The 16166-nt window shown below is 72.2% G+C and carries 18 protein-coding genes and 1 riboswitch; of the genes, 5 read left to right on the forward strand and 13 right to left on the reverse strand.

Translation table 11 applies throughout. The annotated features are described in order from the left end of the window. Window positions 1-321: 321 nt before the first annotated feature. From ACLQ23_RS24610 to ACLQ23_RS24620, 3 genes are all read right to left on the reverse strand, one after another. Complete coding sequence (locus ACLQ23_RS24610; RefSeq protein ID WP_355596742.1) at window positions 322-792, reverse strand: PH domain-containing protein; 471 nt, start codon at window positions 790-792, stop codon at window positions 322-324. Window positions 793-1007: 215 nt separating this feature from the next. Continuing rightward, window positions 1008-1853: an ATP phosphoribosyltransferase gene (gene hisG / locus ACLQ23_RS24615; RefSeq protein ID WP_355596740.1), complete on the reverse strand. Its 846-nt coding sequence runs from the start codon at window positions 1851-1853 to the stop codon at window positions 1008-1010. A 46-nt stretch (window positions 1854-1899) separates the two neighbouring features. Further along, on the reverse strand, window positions 1900-2163 hold the full coding sequence (locus tag ACLQ23_RS24620) for a phosphoribosyl-ATP diphosphatase (protein ID WP_053655491.1): 264 nt from the start codon (window positions 2161-2163) through the stop codon (window positions 1900-1902). 156 nt (window positions 2164-2319) lie between these two features. Between ACLQ23_RS24620 and ACLQ23_RS24625 the strand changes: the two genes are divergently transcribed. The 3 genes from ACLQ23_RS24625 to ACLQ23_RS24635 are packed head-to-tail and all read left to right on the forward strand — an operon-like array spanning window position 2320 to window position 4771. Further along, a complete protein-coding gene (locus tag ACLQ23_RS24625; RefSeq protein WP_425881174.1) occupies window positions 2320-3183 on the forward strand; it encodes a transporter substrate-binding domain-containing protein in 864 nt (287 codons plus the stop codon). Beyond that, window positions 3180-4025, forward strand: a complete 846-nt coding sequence (locus tag ACLQ23_RS24630) for an amino acid ABC transporter permease (RefSeq protein WP_355596737.1) — start codon at window positions 3180-3182, stop codon at window positions 4023-4025. The genes ACLQ23_RS24625 and ACLQ23_RS24630 overlap by 4 nt, the downstream gene beginning before the upstream one ends. A 2-nt stretch (window positions 4026-4027) precedes the next feature. Continuing rightward, on the forward strand, window positions 4028-4771 hold the full coding sequence (locus ACLQ23_RS24635; protein ID WP_355596735.1) for an amino acid ABC transporter ATP-binding protein: 744 nt from the start codon (window positions 4028-4030) through the stop codon (window positions 4769-4771). A gap of 10 nt (window positions 4772-4781) precedes the next feature. Here the strand turns inward: ACLQ23_RS24635 and ribH are convergent, their stop codons facing one another. The 7 genes from ribH to rpe form a co-directional block, all read right to left on the reverse strand. Beyond that, window positions 4782-5282 carry a 6,7-dimethyl-8-ribityllumazine synthase gene (gene ribH, locus ACLQ23_RS24640; RefSeq protein ID WP_053655487.1) on the reverse strand — a complete coding sequence of 167 codons (501 nt, stop codon included), beginning with the start codon at window positions 5280-5282 and terminating at the stop codon, window positions 4782-4784. Between the two features lie 2 nt (window positions 5283-5284). Further along, window positions 5285-6550, reverse strand: a complete 1266-nt coding sequence (locus ACLQ23_RS24645; RefSeq protein ID WP_355596785.1) for a bifunctional 3,4-dihydroxy-2-butanone-4-phosphate synthase/GTP cyclohydrolase II — start codon at window positions 6548-6550, stop codon at window positions 5285-5287. Window positions 6551-6567: 17 nt separating this feature from the next. Next, window positions 6568-7257 carry a nicotinamide riboside transporter PnuC gene (gene pnuC, locus ACLQ23_RS24650; protein WP_355596733.1) on the reverse strand — a complete coding sequence of 230 codons (690 nt, stop codon included), beginning with the start codon at window positions 7255-7257 and terminating at the stop codon, window positions 6568-6570. Beyond that, a complete protein-coding gene (locus ACLQ23_RS24655; RefSeq protein ID WP_355596731.1) occupies window positions 7257-7898 on the reverse strand; it encodes a riboflavin synthase in 642 nt (213 codons plus the stop codon). Before ACLQ23_RS24655 ends, pnuC begins: the two co-directional genes overlap by 1 nt. Before the next feature lies 1 nt (window position 7899). Then, window positions 7900-8961, reverse strand: coding sequence for a bifunctional diaminohydroxyphosphoribosylaminopyrimidine deaminase/5-amino-6-(5-phosphoribosylamino)uracil reductase RibD (gene ribD, locus ACLQ23_RS24660; protein ID WP_355596729.1), 1062 nt, complete (start codon window positions 8959-8961; stop codon window positions 7900-7902). A gap of 159 nt (window positions 8962-9120) precedes the next feature. After that, window positions 9121-9292: riboswitch (FMN riboswitch) on the reverse strand. Window positions 9293-9369: 77 nt separating this feature from the next. After that, window positions 9370-10326, reverse strand: a complete 957-nt coding sequence (locus ACLQ23_RS24665) for a GGDEF domain-containing response regulator (protein WP_053655482.1) — start codon at window positions 10324-10326, stop codon at window positions 9370-9372. Between the two features lies 1 nt (window position 10327). After that, a complete protein-coding gene (gene rpe / locus ACLQ23_RS24670) occupies window positions 10328-11008 on the reverse strand; it encodes a ribulose-phosphate 3-epimerase (protein WP_053655481.1) in 681 nt (226 codons plus the stop codon). A gap of 253 nt (window positions 11009-11261) precedes the next feature. On the opposite strand from rpe, the gene ACLQ23_RS24675 reads away from it, so the two are divergent. Both ACLQ23_RS24675 and ACLQ23_RS24680 read left to right on the forward strand, forming a co-directional pair. Further along, the gene (locus ACLQ23_RS24675; protein WP_355596727.1) at window positions 11262-12152 is read left to right on the forward strand and encodes a septum formation family protein; all 891 of its coding nucleotides are present in this window, start codon (window positions 11262-11264) and stop codon (window positions 12150-12152) included. A gap of 83 nt (window positions 12153-12235) precedes the next feature. Then, window positions 12236-13126, forward strand: a complete 891-nt coding sequence (locus ACLQ23_RS24680) for a septum formation family protein (RefSeq protein ID WP_425881175.1) — start codon at window positions 12236-12238, stop codon at window positions 13124-13126. 82 nt (window positions 13127-13208) lie between these two features. Here the strand turns inward: ACLQ23_RS24680 and ACLQ23_RS24685 are convergent, their stop codons facing one another. The 3 genes from ACLQ23_RS24685 to def are packed head-to-tail and all read right to left on the reverse strand — an operon-like array spanning window position 13209 to window position 16134. Further along, window positions 13209-14687: an RsmB/NOP family class I SAM-dependent RNA methyltransferase gene (locus ACLQ23_RS24685; protein WP_425881198.1), complete on the reverse strand. Its 1479-nt coding sequence runs from the start codon at window positions 14685-14687 to the stop codon at window positions 13209-13211. Further along, on the reverse strand, window positions 14642-15568 hold the full coding sequence (fmt, locus tag ACLQ23_RS24690; RefSeq protein ID WP_355596783.1) for a methionyl-tRNA formyltransferase: 927 nt from the start codon (window positions 15566-15568) through the stop codon (window positions 14642-14644). Before fmt ends, ACLQ23_RS24685 begins: the two co-directional genes overlap by 46 nt. Before the next feature lie 5 nt (window positions 15569-15573). Next, window positions 15574-16134: a peptide deformylase gene (gene def, locus ACLQ23_RS24695; RefSeq protein WP_355596721.1), complete on the reverse strand. Its 561-nt coding sequence runs from the start codon at window positions 16132-16134 to the stop codon at window positions 15574-15576. Window positions 16135-16166 lie beyond the last annotated feature (32 nt).

Raw genomic sequence — 16166 nt, forward strand, 5'->3', positions numbered from 1 at the left:
TGGTTCGACGCTGATGGGGCCTCCTCGAGTCGTTTCTGCTCAGTTGCCGACCCCTGCGGCCCCCGGGTGGGGGTCATCCTGGAAAGCAGAAGGCCCCGGCAGATGCCAGGGCCCGCTCGACCGGTCGGCACGATCACAGGATCGCGCATCCGACGCCGGGACATGCCCGGAATCGGGGACCGGACCCGGCCACCGTGGCGGCGACTCGGGTGGGAGCAGGCGCTCCGCTTTCGTGGCTGTCTGCTCGCATGCGGAGACAGCCTGGTCGACTTGACAAGACTACACCGCCGCCCTGGTCACCCCCAAACCGGGCACGCCCGACTAGCGGTCGGCGCGCTCGGCGAGGCGGGACTGGTGTGCCTCGTGCAGCCGGCGCAGGGCGCGGACGCCCTCGACTGCCGACTCCTTGTCGGCGGCCTGAAGGGCGATGAGCGGCAGCAGGTCGTCGTCGTGCAGCTCCAGGCTGGCCCAGGGCGCACCCCGGTCGAAGCGCACACCCCGGATGACCTCCCAGGGCAGCTGGTACGAGCTGATGACGTTGCGCACCCGCACGCCGTGCGCGTCGGCCTCCACCCGTGGGCGGGTGAAGAGCAGGAAGCCCAGCGCGCCGAACACGCCCAGGCCGACCATGGCGAGCTGGTCGCCGCGCTGGAAGGTGCCGTAGCCGTTGCCCGTCGGGCCGCTCAGCGATGTGGCAACCGCCCCGAACACCACCACCAGGGCGACCGCCGCAGACCAGCAGACCACCCGGATGCGGCGGGGCTTCAGGCGGACCAGCTCTGTTTCACTCACCCCACCAGTCTGCCATCCACCTCAGCGGGAGAAGCGCACCACCCGCCGAGCGTCGACACAGCCGCCGTCGAGCCATCCGCGTCGGGACCCGCACGCCGCAGGCGCAGCGGTGATCGTGCTCGATCCAGGATGCAGTGGGCTCGGCGGCACCCGGAGGCCACTGCATCCTGGATCGTGTGATTCGTCCCGCCGACGGCGAACCAGCCGGCGACGGGTCAGAGGCGGCAGGCGTGGATGTTGGTGACGAGGATGGCGCGGGCGCCCAGGTCGTACAGCTCGTCCATGATCCGGTGGACGTCGTCGCGGAGCACCATTGCCTGCACGGCCACCCAGCCCTCGCGGTGCAGCGGCGACACGGTGGGCGACTCGATACCGGGGGTCAGCCCGCTGGCGCGGTCCAGCAGACCGGCCGGTACGTCGTAGGCGAGCATCACGTAGCGGCGGGCCACCAGGACGCCGTGCAGGCGGCGCAGCAGCTGCTCGGCCTGTGCGTGCGACGGCGCGCCGGCCCGGCGGACCAGCACGGCCGACGAGCGCAGCAGCGGCTCGCCGAACACCACAAGGCCGGCCTGACGCAGTGTGGCGCCGGTCTCCACCACGTCGGCGACGACGTCGGCGACGCCGAGTCGGACGGCGTTCTCGACAGCGCCGTCGAGGCGGATCACGTCGGCCTTGACGCCAAGCTCGCTGAGGTGCCGCTCGACGAGCCCCGGGTACGCGGTGGCGACCCGGTGCCCGCCGAGGTCCTGTACGGAGGCGATGTCGTCGGGGCGGGCGGCGAAGCGGAAGGTGGCCCGGCCGAACGCGAGGTCGACGACCTCCTCGGCCGGTGCGGCCGAGTCGATGAGCAGGTCCCGGCCGGTGATGCCGAGGTCGAGGTCACCGGAGCCGACGTAGGTCGCGATGTCCTTGGGACGCAGGTAGAAGAATTCGACGTCGTTGGCCTCGTCGCGGCAGACGAGGTCCTTGGGGTCGGTGCGCTGGCGGTAGCCCGCCTCACGCAGCATCTGGGCGGCCGGCTCGGCCAGGGTGCCCTTGTTGGGAATGGCGACACGCAGCATGACGGAGTGCTCCTTCAGATCGGATGTGATCAACGACGGGGCGCACTCACAGATGTCGGTAGACGTCCTTGAGGTCGAGACCGGTGGCGAGCATCAGCACCTGGACCTGGTAGAGCAGCTGGGAGATCTCCTCGGCGGTACGCTCCGGCCCCTCGTGCTCGGCGGCCATCCACGACTCGGCCGCCTCCTCGACGACCTTCTTGCCGATGAAATGCACACCCTTGTCGAGGGCGGCGACGGTGCCCGAGCCCGGGGTGCCGGCAGCGGCCTTGGCCTGCAGCTCGGCGAACAACTCCTCGAACGTCTTCACGGAAGGCGATTCTTCCAGCCGCCCCAGCCGGGTACCGCCCCCGGGTCCGAATGGTCCACCTCCCGGACGCCCGGAGGGCGACGCCGGGAACAATTCCCCATCAGGATGGTGGGAAGATCTTCAAGCAGGCCTGTCGATGCCTCTACGCTGACCGCCATGGCCAGCCGCTCACGTCTCCTCGCGCTCACCCTCGCCGGCTTCGTCGTCGCCGCCACCGCCGGATGCGCTCCCCAGGACGAGGAACCCACCCCCACCGTCACCGCCGCGGGGTCCTGCACCAAGGACAGCCTGCCCACGCGGACGCCGGGCAAACTCACCATCGCCACCGACCAGCCCGCCTACGAGCCGTGGTTCCGGCAGGACAAGCCGGACAACGGTGAGGGCTTCGAGGCCGCCGTCGCGTACGCGGTGGCCGAGAAGCTGGGCTACTCCCGCGCCGACGTCACCTGGACCCGGGTCAAGTTCGACACGGCTATCGCACCCGGCCCGAAGAGCTTCGACTTCGACATCAACCAGTTCTCCATCACCGAGGAGCGCAAGCAGGCTGTCGACTTCTCCGCGCCGTACTACCTGGTGCGGCAGACAGTCATCGCGTTGAAGTCCTCGAAGATCGCCGGCAAGACGTCGCTTGCCGACCTCCGCGACGCCCGCCTCGGCGCCCAGGTCGGCACCACCAGCTACCAGGCGATCACCGACGTGGTCAAGCCGACGACCAAACCGCAGGTCTACAACAGCAACGACGACGCCAAGAAGGCCCTCCAGAACGGGCAGATCGACGGTCTCGTGGTGGACCTGCCGACCGCCTTCTACATCACCGGCGCGGAGATCACCGACGCGATGGTCATCGGGCAGGTGCCGCAGGTCGGGGTGCCCGAGGCGTTCGGACTGCTGCTGGACAAGAACTCCCCGCTGACGTCCTGCGTGAGCACCGCTGTCGGGCAGCTCAGCGAGGCGGGCACGCTCGGCGAGTTGGAGCGCAAGTGGCTCGCGCAGGTGGCGGGAGCGACCGAGCTCCGGTGACCCTGCTGGAGCACACCCCGTCCGAGGCGCAGCTGCGGCGCTCGGCGTACCGCCGCCGGCAGACCGTGTACAGCGTGCTGGTCGCTGCCTCCTCCACGGCGGCGCTCGGCACGCTGCTGGTGGTGGCGGTGACCGGCGCGCCGGGCTGGGACAGGGTGCGGCAGTCGTTCCTGGACCCGGAGATCGCCCGGGACGCGCTGCCGGCCGTGCTGACCGGACTCTGGCTCAACGTCCGGCTGCTTGTCTGCTGCGCGGCGGGCGCCCTGCTGCTCGGGCTGGCGATCGCCGTGCTGCGGACGCTACGCGGGCCGATCTTCTTCCCGGTACGGGCGCTGGCCGCCGGTTACACGTACACCTTCCGTGGTCTGCCGTTGATCATCGTGCTGTACCTGCTCACCCTCGGCGTGCCCGGGTTGCGCCTGCAGGGCATGCCACCGGTGCTGGTGCTCGGCGGGCTCGCGCTGGTCCTCACCTACGGCGGCTACCTGGCCGAGGTGTTCCGGGCCGGCATCGAGTCGGTGCACCCCAGCCAGCTCGCCGCGGCCCGCTCGCTGGGTCTCACCTACCGGCAGACGATGCGGCACGTCGTCCTGCCGCAGGCCGTCCGCCGGGTGGCCCCACCGCTGCTCAACGACGTGGTGGCCCTCCAGAAGGACGTCGGTCTGGTGTCGCTCGCCGGGCCGATCGACGCGGTACGCGCCGCCCAGATCGCCACCGCCCAGTCGTTCAACTACACGCCGTACGTCGTGGCCGGGGTGCTCTTCGTGCTGCTGGCGATCCCGCTGATCGCGGTCACCGACTGGGTGACGCTGCGCTCGGCCCGTCGACAGTCGGGAGGCTGACCGTGGAGCTGCTGCGCTGCCGCGGACTGCGCAAGGAGTTCGGCGGCCACGTCGTCCTGGACCGGCTGGACCTGAGCGTCGCCGAGCACCGGGTGGTGGCATTGATCGGCGCATCCGGTTCGGGTAAGTCGACACTGCTGCGGTGTGTGAACCTGCTGGAGGACCTCGACGACGGCACCATCGAGCTGGACGGGGAGGACATCTCCGATCCCCGGGTGGACCCCGACCAGGTCCGGCGGCGCATCGGCATGGTGTTCCAGGCGTACAACCTGTTTCCGCACCTGAGCGTGCTGGAGAACATCACCCTCGCGCCCCGGCGGGTGCATCGGCGGGAACGGGCCGACGCGGAGGCCCAGGCCCGGGATCTGCTCGACCGGGTGGGGCTGGGCGACAAGGCGCACGCCTACCCGGACCGGCTCTCCGGCGGGCAGCAGCAGCGGGTGGCGATCGTGCGGGCGCTGGCCAACTCGCCCCGACTGATGCTGCTCGACGAGGTGACCTCGGCGTTGGACCCGGAACTCGTCGGTGAGGTCCTGTCGATGATCCGGGACCTGAAGGCCGACGGGATGACAATGGTGCTGGCCACCCACGAGATGGGCTTCGCCCGGGAGGTCGCCGACGAGGTCTGCTTCCTCGACGCGGGACGGGTCGTGGAGAGCGGCCCGCCGGAGCAGGTGCTCGGCGAGCCGACCCAGCCGCGTACCAGGCAGTTCCTGCGCCGGATCATCGAAGCCGGCCGCCTGTGACGGCCCAGGGTCAGCCGCCGAAGCCGACCCGCTGGACGTTGCCAGTGGCCACGCTCCGCACGGCCAGCGCCGCGTCGAGGGCCGCCACGGTCGCCGACCAGCCCTTGTCCTCCGCCGAGCCGGGCAGCCCGGCCCGGTCCCGGGCCTGCTCGATGGTCTCCACTGTCAACACACCGTGCGCCACCGGCTTGCCCTCGTCGAGCGCCACCCGGGTCAGACCGTCGGTGACCGACCGGCACACGTAGTCGAAGTGGGCGGTGGCGCCGCGCACCACCACGCCGAGGGCGACCACCACGTCACAGCGGCGCGCCAGAGCCTGCGCGACCACCGGCAGCTCGACGGAGCCGGCGACGCGGGCCACCACGGACCGCGCTCCGCACGCCTCCGCCGCCGCGACCGCGCGCTCCAGCATGTGGTCGGTCAGCTCGCCGTGCCACCGGGCGGCCACCACCCCGACGGTCAGCCCCGCGGCGTCCACCGCGTCGACTCCCGGCTCACCGAAACCCGCCATCGTCATGCTCCGATCTCGTCGTCGACGACCGGACGCCCCAACGGCGCCTCGGACATCTCGTCCAACTCCTCCAGCAGGTGACCCATCCGGTCCCGCTTGGTGCGCAGGTAGCGCAGGTTCTCCGGATGCGCGCCGACCGGCAGCCCCTCCCGGCCGGTGATGGTCAGCCCGTAGCCCTCCAGACCCGCCCGCTTGGCCGGGTTGTTCGTCAACAACCGCATCGACCGCACGCCCAGGTCGTAGAGGATCTGCGCGCCGGTGCCATAGTCGCGGGCGTCAGCAGGCAGACCCAGGTCGAGGTTCGCGTCCACAGTGTCCCGACCCTGGTCCTGCAACTGGTACGCCTGCAACTTGTGCAGCAGCCCGATGCCGCGCCCCTCGTGCCCGCGCACGTAGAGCACCACGCCCCGGCCCTCACGCCCGACCCGGGCCAGCGCGGCGTCCAACTGCGGGCCGCAGTCACAGCGCAGCGAGCCGAACACGTCCCCGGTCAGGCACTCGGAGTGGACCCGGACCAGCACGTCCTGGCCGTCGCCGAGGTCACCCAGCACCATCGCGATGTGCTCGGCCGAGTCGTGCTCGGCGCGGTAGCCGAGCGCCCGGAAAACCCCGTGCCGCGTCGGCATCCGGGCGTCCGCGACCAGCTCGACCTGCTTTTCGGTACGTCGCCGGTAGGCGACCAGGTCGGCGATGGTGACGAGGGTGAGCCCGTGCTCGGCGCAGAACTTCTCCAGGTCCGGCAGGCGCATCATGGTGCCGTCGTCGTTAACCAGCTCGCAGAGCACGCCCGCGGGACGCAGTCCGGCCAGCCGGGTCAGGTCCACCGCCGCCTCGGTGTGCCCCGGCCGGCGCAGCACCCCACCCTCGCGGGCCCGCAGCGGCACCACGTGCCCCGGTCGGGCCAGATCGGTCGGGTCGGTGGTCGCGCCGGCCAGGAGCCGGATGGTGTGCGCGCGGTCGGCAGCCGAGATGCCGGTGCTGACACCCTCCCGGGCGTCAACCGTCACCGTGTACGCGGTACCCCGCCGGTCCTGGTTGGTGTGGTGCATCGGCGGCAGGTCGAGCCGGTCGGCTTCGCTCTCGGTCAGCGGCACGCAGACGTACCCGGAGGTGTAGCGCACCATGAACGCCAGCAGCTCCGGCGTCGCCAACTCGGCCGCGAAGATGAGGTCGCCCTCGTTCTCCCGGTCGGCGTCGTCGACCACGACGACCGGCCGCCCGGCGGCGATCTCGGCGATCGCCTGCTCGATGCTGCCGAAGCTGCTGATTCGCTCGCTGCGCTCGCTCATGCGACGGCCTCCGTGTAGGTGGGCGGGAGTACGGTTCTCGGCCGGGTCACGCGCGACGTGCGCCACCAGGCGACGAAACCCCAGGCGCAGAAGGCGCCGTAGACCAGGTACATGGCAGCCGACGGGTAGAAACCGCCACGCAGCAGCAGCGGCACGCCCACCGCATCGACAGCGATCCAGACCAGCCAGAACTCCACCCAGCCGCGAGCCATGCCGTAGGTGGCCAGCAGGCTGCCGGTGAGAATCCAGGCGTCCGGCAGCGGGCCCCACGAGCCCAGGGCGGCGAGCACCGGGTACGCGAGCGCGGTGCCCACCACGGCGGCCAGCAGCATCGCCAGGCGCTCCCGGCCGGTGGCCCAGCGCGGCACCACAGCGGCCTGCCCTGCGTCGGTACGGCGGTTGCGCCGCCAGCGCCACCACCCGTAGACGCTCACCGAGAAGAAGAACACCTGCCGGCCGGCCTGCCCGTACAGGTCGTGGGCCTGCGGGGTGGCGAACACCCCGCCGAGGAAGACGGTGAGCAGCAGCGCGTTGCCGATCATGCCGACCGGCCAGGCCCAGACCACCCGGCGGAGCCCGAGCAGCGCCGACAGCAGTCCGAAGCCGTTGCCGACGATCTCCCGGACCAGCACCGGCGAGCCGGCCACCTGCACCTGGGCGTCGAGCAGCCAACCGAGCGGGCCCATCAGGCCACCTCGCCCGTGCTGCCGGTCAGCCCGGCGGCGGTGTCGGTGAGCCGGGCGCCGAGCAGCCGCTCGACGTACTTGGCCACCACGTCGACCTCCAGGTTCACCGGGTCGCCGACGCCCTTGGCGCCGAGGGTGGTGAGCTTCAGGGTGGTCGGGATCAGCCCGACGGCGAACTCGTCCGCGCCCACCTCGGCAACGGTCAGCGAGACGCCGTCGATGGTGATCGAGCCCTTCTCCACCACGTAACGGGCCAGGGCGGCGGGCAGCCGGAACCGGACCGTCTCCCACTGCTCGGCCGGCTCCCGGGAGATCAGCTCGCCGACACCGTCGACGTGGCCCTGCACCAGGTGCCCGCCGAGGCGGCTGCCCAGCGCGGCGGCCCTCTCCAGGTTGACGGGGTCACCGGCGCGCAGCGCGCCAAGCGCGGAGCGGCGGAGCGTCTCGCCCATCACGTCGGCGGTGAAGACGCCGTCGGCCGCCTCGACGACTGTCAGGCAGACACCGTTGACGGCGATGGAGTCGCCGTGCCGGGCGTCGGACGTGACGAGCGGGCCACGTACGGCGACGAGCGCCGAATCGTCAGCAGTCGGCGTCACTCCGACGATTTCGCCCAGCTCCTCGACAATGCCGGTGAACATGTCAGCCCTCCCTCTTCCGGGGCAAAGCGGTGATCCGGAGATCCGGACCGATCTGCGTAACGTCGACGAACTCCAGATCGATTGCCTCAGCGATGGTCGTCACTCCCGCGTCGACAAGGGCGGTCGGGCCGGCGCCGAGCAGCCGGGGCGCGACGTACCCGACGATCTTGTCGACCAGGCCGGCGGCCAGGAACGCGCCGGCCAGCCGGGGGCCGCCCTCCAGCAGGACCGCGCGGACCCCGCGCTGGTGCAGCTCCGCGAGCAGCGCCGGCAGGTCGACCCGGCCGTCCGGGCCGGTGCCCACCTCGGCGGCGGTCGCGATCCACGTCCGTGCGGCGCCGTCGCGGACCTGGGCGTCGGAGGGGGTACGCCCCGAGCTGTCCACCACCACCCGCAGCGGCTGCCGGATGGCCAGGCTGCCGTCGCGCAGGTTGCGGGCGGTCAGCCGGGGATCGTCGGCGAGCACGGTGCCGACCCCGGCGACGACGGCGTCGACAGTGCCGCGCAACGCGTGCACGTCCATCCGGGCCGCCTCCGAGGTGATCCACATGCTGGTGCCGTCGGCCGCCGCGGACCGCCCGTCCACCGTCGCGGCGTACTTCCAGATGACGTACGGCCAGCCCCGGCGCATCGAGGTCAGCCAGGCGACGTTTCCGGCCTCGGCCTCGTCGCGGCGTACCCCCAGATCGACACGGACCCCGGCGGAGCGCAACGTGGCGGCGCCACCGGAGGCCACCGGGTTCGGGTCGGGTACGGCGATCACCACCCGGGCCACCCCGGCCTGGACGAGCGCGGAGCTACAGGGGCCGGTGCGGCCGGTGTGGTCGCAGGGTTCCAGTGTGACGACAGCGGTGCCGCCCTTGGCCCGCCGCCCGGCCTGGGCCAGCGCGACGATCTCGGCGTGCGGCCCGCCGGCGTAGGCGTGGAAGCCCTCCCCGACGACCTCGCCGTCCGCGTCGAGCAGCACACAGCCGACCACGGGGTTGGGGCTTGTGGTGCCCAGACCGCGCGCCGCCAGTTCGATCGCACGCCGCATCGCCTCATCGACGGAGACGCTGGCCATCGTCCTGCCCTGCCCTCTCGCTCGCCAGTGCGCGCGGCGGGTCGGGAGGCGGCATGGGGCCGCGGGCAGGCGGCGGCGGATTCCGGGAACGGCACAGCCGCCCCCGGGAGGTCGGCACGGCACGCTGAAGCCAGCGGCCGGCTCGGACCCGTCCGTCCCGCGCGCTGTCTCCCATCCGGACTGTCTGGGGGCAGACGAGCCGCCCCCAACCGTCGGCCCCGGAGTTTCACCAGGTCCACCGGGCGGCAGAGCCGTCCGGGTCGCGGGCTGACCACGGTCTGGACCGTGGATCACCGCCGGTTCGGAATTTCACCGAGTCCCGCCAGCGCGTGGTGGGTACTCCGAAGTCTTACACGCCGACGGGGTTCCGTCTTCCTCCAGGCGAGCTACTTCACAGCCTCGTCACGCTCACGGGACGCCACGGCGGCGGTCGACAGCGACGTACGACCCGGGTTGGCTCTTGGCGACCGTCTTCATCTCCGAGGCCACAGCGATGGCCTCAAGGGGGTCGGTGAATCGCTTGCCGGCGTCGGAGAGAGAGACGCCGATGGAGAGGGTGACCAGGGCTGCCCTGCGGATGGTGCCCCGGCGGTCCTTCAGCTCGACGAAACCGCGCTCGCGGTCGGTGGGGTCGTAGAGCGTGTCGGCGGAGTTCTCGAAGTCGACAACCGCCCGGGAGGTCAGCGGGCGCACCTGGCCCGGGGTGCAGACGATGACGAAGTCGTCGCCGCCGACGTGGCCGAGGAAGGCCGGCGGCAACCCGACCGCCACCACCGCTCGGTGCAGGCTGCGAGCCAGCGTGGAGATGAAGTCGTCGCCGCGGACGAAGCCGTACCTGTCGTTGACGCTCTTGAACCGGTCGATGTCGACGTAGCCGACCGCGTAGTCCACCCCCTGCCGGACCCGGTCGCTGATCTCCCGGCGGATCCTGCTGTTGCCGGGCAGCCCGGTCAACGGGGAGACCTCGCGGAACTCCTTGTTGCGGCGCAGCGTCGAGGAGACCCGGGCCACGAGCTCGGCGGTGTCGAAGGGCTTGACGAGGTAGTCGTCGGCCCCCGCGCTGAGCCCGTGGACCTTGTCCACGGTCATCCCCTTGGCCGTCAACATGATCACCGGCAGGGCGGAGGTCATCGGGTCGGCGCGCAGCCGCCGGGTCAGCTCCAGACCGTCGATCCGGGGCATCATGAGGTCGACCACCGCCAGGTCGGGTCGCTCCCGCTCGATGACGTCCAGAGCCTCCTGGCCGTCGCTGGCGAGGATCACCTCGAAGCCGTGCACGCGCAGGTTGAACTCGACGAACCGAGCGATGTCCTCGTCGTCGTCGACGACGAGGATGACGTCCTTACGGTCGCCGTCGGGCTCCACCTCAGGCGCCGGGGGCCGCGCGCTCCGCCAACGCCCGCAGGTGCCGGACCGCCTCCGCCGGGTCGGCGGCTCCGTAGACGGCGGTGCCGGCCACGAACGCGTCGGCGCCGGCGGCCGCGGCCTGCTCGATGGTGTCGGCGGCGATCCCGCCGTCCACCTCGATGCGCAGCTCCAGGTGCCCGGCGTCGACGTGCCGGCGTACGGCGCGGACCTTGTCCAGCATCTGCGGGATGAACCGCTGCCCGCCGAAGCCAGCCTTGATCGTCATGATCAGCAGGGTGTCGAAGCTGGGCAGCAGGTCGAGGTACGGCTCGATCGGCGTGTCCCGGTCGATGGCGAGCCCGGCCTTGGCGCCGGCGGCCCGCAGGTCCTTGGCGAGCGCCACCGGGTCGTCGGCCGCCTCGGCGTGGAACGTGACGTTGTAGGCGCCGGCGTCGGCGTAGCCGGGGGCCCACCGACGCGGGTCCTCGATCATCAGGTGCACGTCGAACGGCATCGTGGTGGCGGCACGCAGGCTCTGCACCACGGGCAGCCCGATGGTCAGGTTCGGCACGAAATGGTTGTCCATCACGTCCACGTGCAACCAGTCCGCGGCGTCCTCGACGGCGCGGACTTCTTCGGCGAGGCGGGCGAAATCGGCGGCCAGGATGCTCGGCGCGACGATCGGCGGCGGTACGGTCACGGGGCCAGTGTACGAACGCGGCCATCCGTTGCCCGCATCGCGGCACCACCTGGAGCGCGTTGTGACCTGGCAGTGACCAACAGTGCAGAACTGGCTGACCCGGACCATCAAATCCGGACGAACAGACATCAGTGGCTGGCCGATCGACGGAAACGCGACGACACTCCAACGGGGACGGTGCCATAGGCTGCACGCCCGCCGGGGACTCGCCGCGGGACGCGGGGACCGGCCGCCAGCTCCGGGAGGGCGGACGATGCGACGGTGGCTTCCAGCGCTGGCGCTGGCCGGCGTCACCGCGATGCTGCTGGCCGGCTGCGGGCAGGCGCGCGGCGCGGACGGTGACCTCACCGACGACTGGCCCGCGCTGAGCGCTCCGCGCCCGTTCACCCCGGCCAGCGACACCTGCCTGCCCCGGGTCACCTCGATCGTGCAGGCAAGCACGTACGAGACGGTGGACTGCGCGCGCAGCCACCTCGCCGAGGCGATCCACGTCGGCACCTTCACCGGCCCCGCCGCGCTGGCCCCCGCCCGCCCGGGGCCCGGCTCGGCGGCACTGCGGGCGGCCCGCGCCGAATGCGACCAGCGGGCCCGGGAGATGCTCGGCGGTGACTGGCACACGGCGCGGCTCACCCTGTCGGTCTCGCTGCCCTCGGCTCCCGCGTGGTCGGGCGGGGCGCGCTGGTTCCGCTGCGAACTCGCCGAGACCGACAGCATCGACAACACCCGTCCGGTGAACCGCGTCGGCAGCCTGCGCGGCGCGCTGATCGGCGACGCTCCCCTGTTCCACCGCTGCTTCGACCCCAAGCTGATCGGCGACAACCTCAACTACATGGCACCGGTGCTCTGCACCGAGCCGCACCGCGCCGAGTTCGTCGGCGTCTACGAGGAAGAGAACATGACCTGGGCGGAGTTCGCCCGCTCCGGTGAGCGGGCGCACCAGCGCTGCATGGAGTTGATCGCCACGTACGCCGCCGTGCCGAACAACAGCGACCTGCCGTACCGGGCCGGTTCCATCTACTACCCACCGTCGCAGCGGGAGTGGGAGGAGGGTGACCGTGGCGTCCGGTGTTTCCTGTGGACGGACGACCGCAAATTCACCCGCTCCATGCGCGGCGCCGGCCCCGAGGGACTACCCGCGATCTGAGCCACGGTGCCGTATGCTGCTGCGCCGTGGCGCTACCGGCCGGCTGAGGGCTGGCGGAGGCCACCAGCGGCGGGAGGTCGGAGATGCGACGGTGGTTGGCGGCGGTGGCCGGGGGCGCGGCGTTGGCCCTGGGCCTCGCTGGTTGTGGCGCACCCGCCGGAGTCGACCGCGACCTCGTCGACGACTGGCCGGCACCGGTCGCCGCGCAGCAGTTCGTACCCGAGGCAGGCGTCTGCCACCACGCCTCCCAGCAGGTCGGCTTCCTCAGCGGCTACAACCCGACGGGATGCGACGAGTCGCACCGGATCGAGACCATGCACGTGGGCACGCTCACCGGCCCGGCCGCCGAACGCGGCACGCCCCCGCCGCCCGGCTCGGCAGGCATGCGGGCCGCGCAGGACGCCTGCGAGGCCGAGGTCAGCAAAGCCGTCGGCGCCGACCGGCGCAGCGGTCGCCTCGGCCTGACCGTCGTCCTGCCGTCCGAACCCGCCTGGGCCGGCGGCGCGCGCTGGTACCGCTGCGACGTCGCGGAGATCGCCAGCATCGACGACACCGCCGTCGACCTTCGCACCGGCAGCCTCCGGGGGTCACTGACCGGCGCGGCGCCGCTGGCGTACCGCTGCTTCAACCCCAAGCTCGTCAAGGACAAGATCGAGGAGATGGTGGCGGTTTCCTGCACCGCCAAGCACCACGCCGAGTTCGTCGGGATCTGGCAGGCCCCGGACATCAGCTACGCCGAGTTCAACCGCACCGCCAAGCGGACCCACCGGGCCTGCCAGTCGATGACCGCCAAGTACGCGAAGGTGCCGGACAACTCGCAGCTCGACTTCCGCGTCGGAACGATCTTCTACCAGCCGTACGAGCAGGAGTGGAAGAACGGCAACCGGGGCGTGCAGTGCTTCCTCTGGATCAGCGACCGGGCACTGACCCGTTCGATGAAGAACGCCGGCACCAAGGGCCTCCCGGTCACCTGAGCTTCAAGCTGAGCTGAAAGGAAGGGTCCCTTGTTAACGCGCAGCGTTAACAAGGGACCCTTCCTTTCGCGTTGGCGCGGACTCAGCCTCGGCGCAGGACGGCCAGGAACATCGCGTCGGTGCCGTGCCGGTGCGGCCAGAGCTGCACCGTGGGGCCATCACCCAGGCCGGGCATGCCCGCCGGCAGCAGCGGCCGGGCGTCGACGAAATCCACCGACACGCCGCTGCGACGCGCCGCCTCGGTCACCGTCACATGCGTCTCCACGGTGTGCGGCGAGCAGGTGACGTAGGCGACGAGCCCACCGGGGCGGACCGCCCGCAACGCCGCGCCGAGCAGCTCCCGTTGCAGCCGGGTCAGCTGCGGCAGGTCCGACGGCTGACGACGCCACCGCGACTCCGGCCGGCGGCGCAGCGACCCCAGGCCGGTGCACGGGGCGTCCACAAGCACCCTGTCGAAGTGCTCCTCCGGCAGCTTCGGGTCCGCGCCGACCTCACGGCCGTCGGTGGCAAGCACCGTCACCGGCAGGCCCCGGGTCGCCTGGGACACCAGCCGGGCCCGGTGCTCGGCCACCTCCACCGCCGTCAACCGGGCGCCGCGTTGCGCGGCCAGCGCGCCGAGCAGACCGGCCTTTCCACCCGGGCCGGCGCACAGGTCCAGCCAGCGCCCGTCCGGGCCGTCCAGCGGCGCGTCGGCGAGCGCGGCGGCCACGAGTTGGGAGCCCTCGTCCTGGACATGGGCGCGGCCGTCGGCCACCGCCGACACGTCACCCGGCGCGCCTCCGGGCAGATAGATCGCGTACGGCGAGAAGGCGCCCGGCGCACCGCCCACCTGGTCGGCCAGCTCGATCGGGTCGATGAGGCCGGGGCGGGCGCACAGGTGCACCGGCGGGCGCTCGTTGTCCTCGATCAGGAGCCGGGCCGTCTCGCCCAGGTCACCGCCGAGCGCCTCGGAGAACGCCCGCACGATCCACTGCGGGTGGCTGTACGCCAGCGCCAGGTGCCCGACCGGGTCGGTCTCCATCGGCGGGGCCAACTTGGCCACCCACCCGTCGGAGTCGAGCGTGGACACCTCCCGCAGCACCGCGTTGGCGAACCCGGTGGCACCCGGCGCGACCGAGCGGACCAGGTCCACTGTCGACGAGACAGCCGCGTGGGCGGGCACCCGCGTGTGCAGCAGTTGGTACGCGCCGATCCGCAGCGCGTCGCGGGCCGGCGGGTCGATGCGCTCCACGTCCCGGCCGGCCGCGTCGCTGAGAATCGCGTCCAACGTGCCAACGTGTCGCAGGGTGCCGTAGGTCAACTCGGTGGCGAAGGCCGCGTCCCGACCGAACAGCCCTTCGTCACGCAGGATGATGGGCAGCACCAGGTTGGCGAACGCGTCGTCGCGGTGCACGGCGGCCACCGCCTCGTACGCCGCACGCCGTGGCCGGTCCAGCGGGGGCCGGACGGGCCGGCGGTCCCCACCGCGGCCGGCCGACGGGCCTCCACGGCTCGGGCGGGTGCCCTCGGGGGCCGTCACGCGAGGGCCTCGCCAGCGCTGACCCGGACGCCGCGCGCCCAGTCCGTCGCCGGCATGGCCCGCTTGCCCGCGGCACGAACCTCACCGAGGCGCACCGGCACGGTGGCCGTGCCGGCGAGCACCCGGGACTTCTCCACGAGCAGCTCCCCCGGCTTCAGGTCCGGGCCGTCGGGCACCGGCACGACGGGGCCGAGTTTCACCCGCTCGTCCCGGAAGGTCGTCCACGGCCCCGGTGCCGGAGTGCAGGCGCGGATCCGCCGGTCCACGGCGAAGGCCGGGTCAGCCCAGCGCACCCGGGCGTCCTCCACTGTCAGCTTCGGCGCCAGCGACACACCGTCGGCGGGCTGCGGCTCGGCCCGCGCGGTGCCGTCGGCGATCGCATCGAGCACCGCCACCAGCAGGCCCGCGCCGGACTCGGCGAGCCGCTCCAGCAGGTCGCCGGAGGTGTCGGCGGGACGGATCTCGTCGGTAAGGGTGCCGAAGACCGGCCCGGTGTCCAGGCCCTGCTCCAGCTGGAAGACGCTGGCCCCGGTCAGCTCGTCGCCGTGCAGCACCGCGTGCTGCACGGGCGCGGCGCCACGCCAGGCGGGCAGCAGCGAAAAGTGCAGGTTGATCCAGCCGTGCGTGGGGATTTCCAGCGCGGCCGGCGGCACCAGCGCGCCGTAGGCGACCACCGGCACGCAGTCCGGTGCCAGCTCGCGCAACCGGTCGAGGAACTCGGGGTCGCGCGGGCGGGCCGGGGTGAGCACCTCGACGCCGTGCTCGTCGGCCCAGGCGCCGACCGGGGAGCGGGACAGGCCGCGCCCCCGCCCGGCGGGCGCGTCGGGCCTGGTGACCACTGCCACCAGCTCGTGCTGGGAGGCCGCCACGGCGGCCAGGGCGGGAACGGCAACGGCCGGCGTACCGGCGAAGATCACGCGCATCCCGGTCAACGCCCCAGACCGAACGGGCTGTCCGCGGCGTGCGGGTTGACCTTGACCACCGGCGGGGCGGCGGCGTCGTACCACTCGGCCTGGCGGATCGCCTTCATCGCCTCCTTGCGACCGGCGGCGTCCAGCCGGTCCACGAAGAGCACACCGTCGAGGTGGTCGGTCTCGTGCTGCACGCAGCGGGCCATCAGCCCGGTGCCGACGATCTGCAACGGGTCGCCGTAGCCGTTGAAGCCCTTGGCGATGACGTTCTGGCGGCGCTTGGTGTCGAAGTAGAGCCCGGGGATGGACAGGCAGCCCTCGGGGCCGTCCTGCTCCTCCTCGTCGGGGAATTCGAGCACCGGGTTGACAAGGTGCCCGAGCACGTCGTCGACGTCGAAGGTGAACACCCGCAGACCCACACCGAGTTGCGGGGCGGCGAGGCCGGCGCCGCTCTGCTCACGCATGGTGTCGGTCAGGTCGGCGATGAGCCTCCGCAGCTCGACGTCGAAATCGACCACCGGATCGGCCGGCGTGCGCAGCACCGGATCCCCGAACAGACGGATGGGCTGGACGGTCACGCGGGACGGCTCCTTCATGGGTGGGACGTGCA

Source organism: Micromonospora sp. DT41 (genome assembly GCF_049841715.1).
GTDB classification, from domain to species: domain Bacteria; phylum Actinomycetota; class Actinomycetes; order Mycobacteriales; family Micromonosporaceae; genus Micromonospora; species Micromonospora profundi.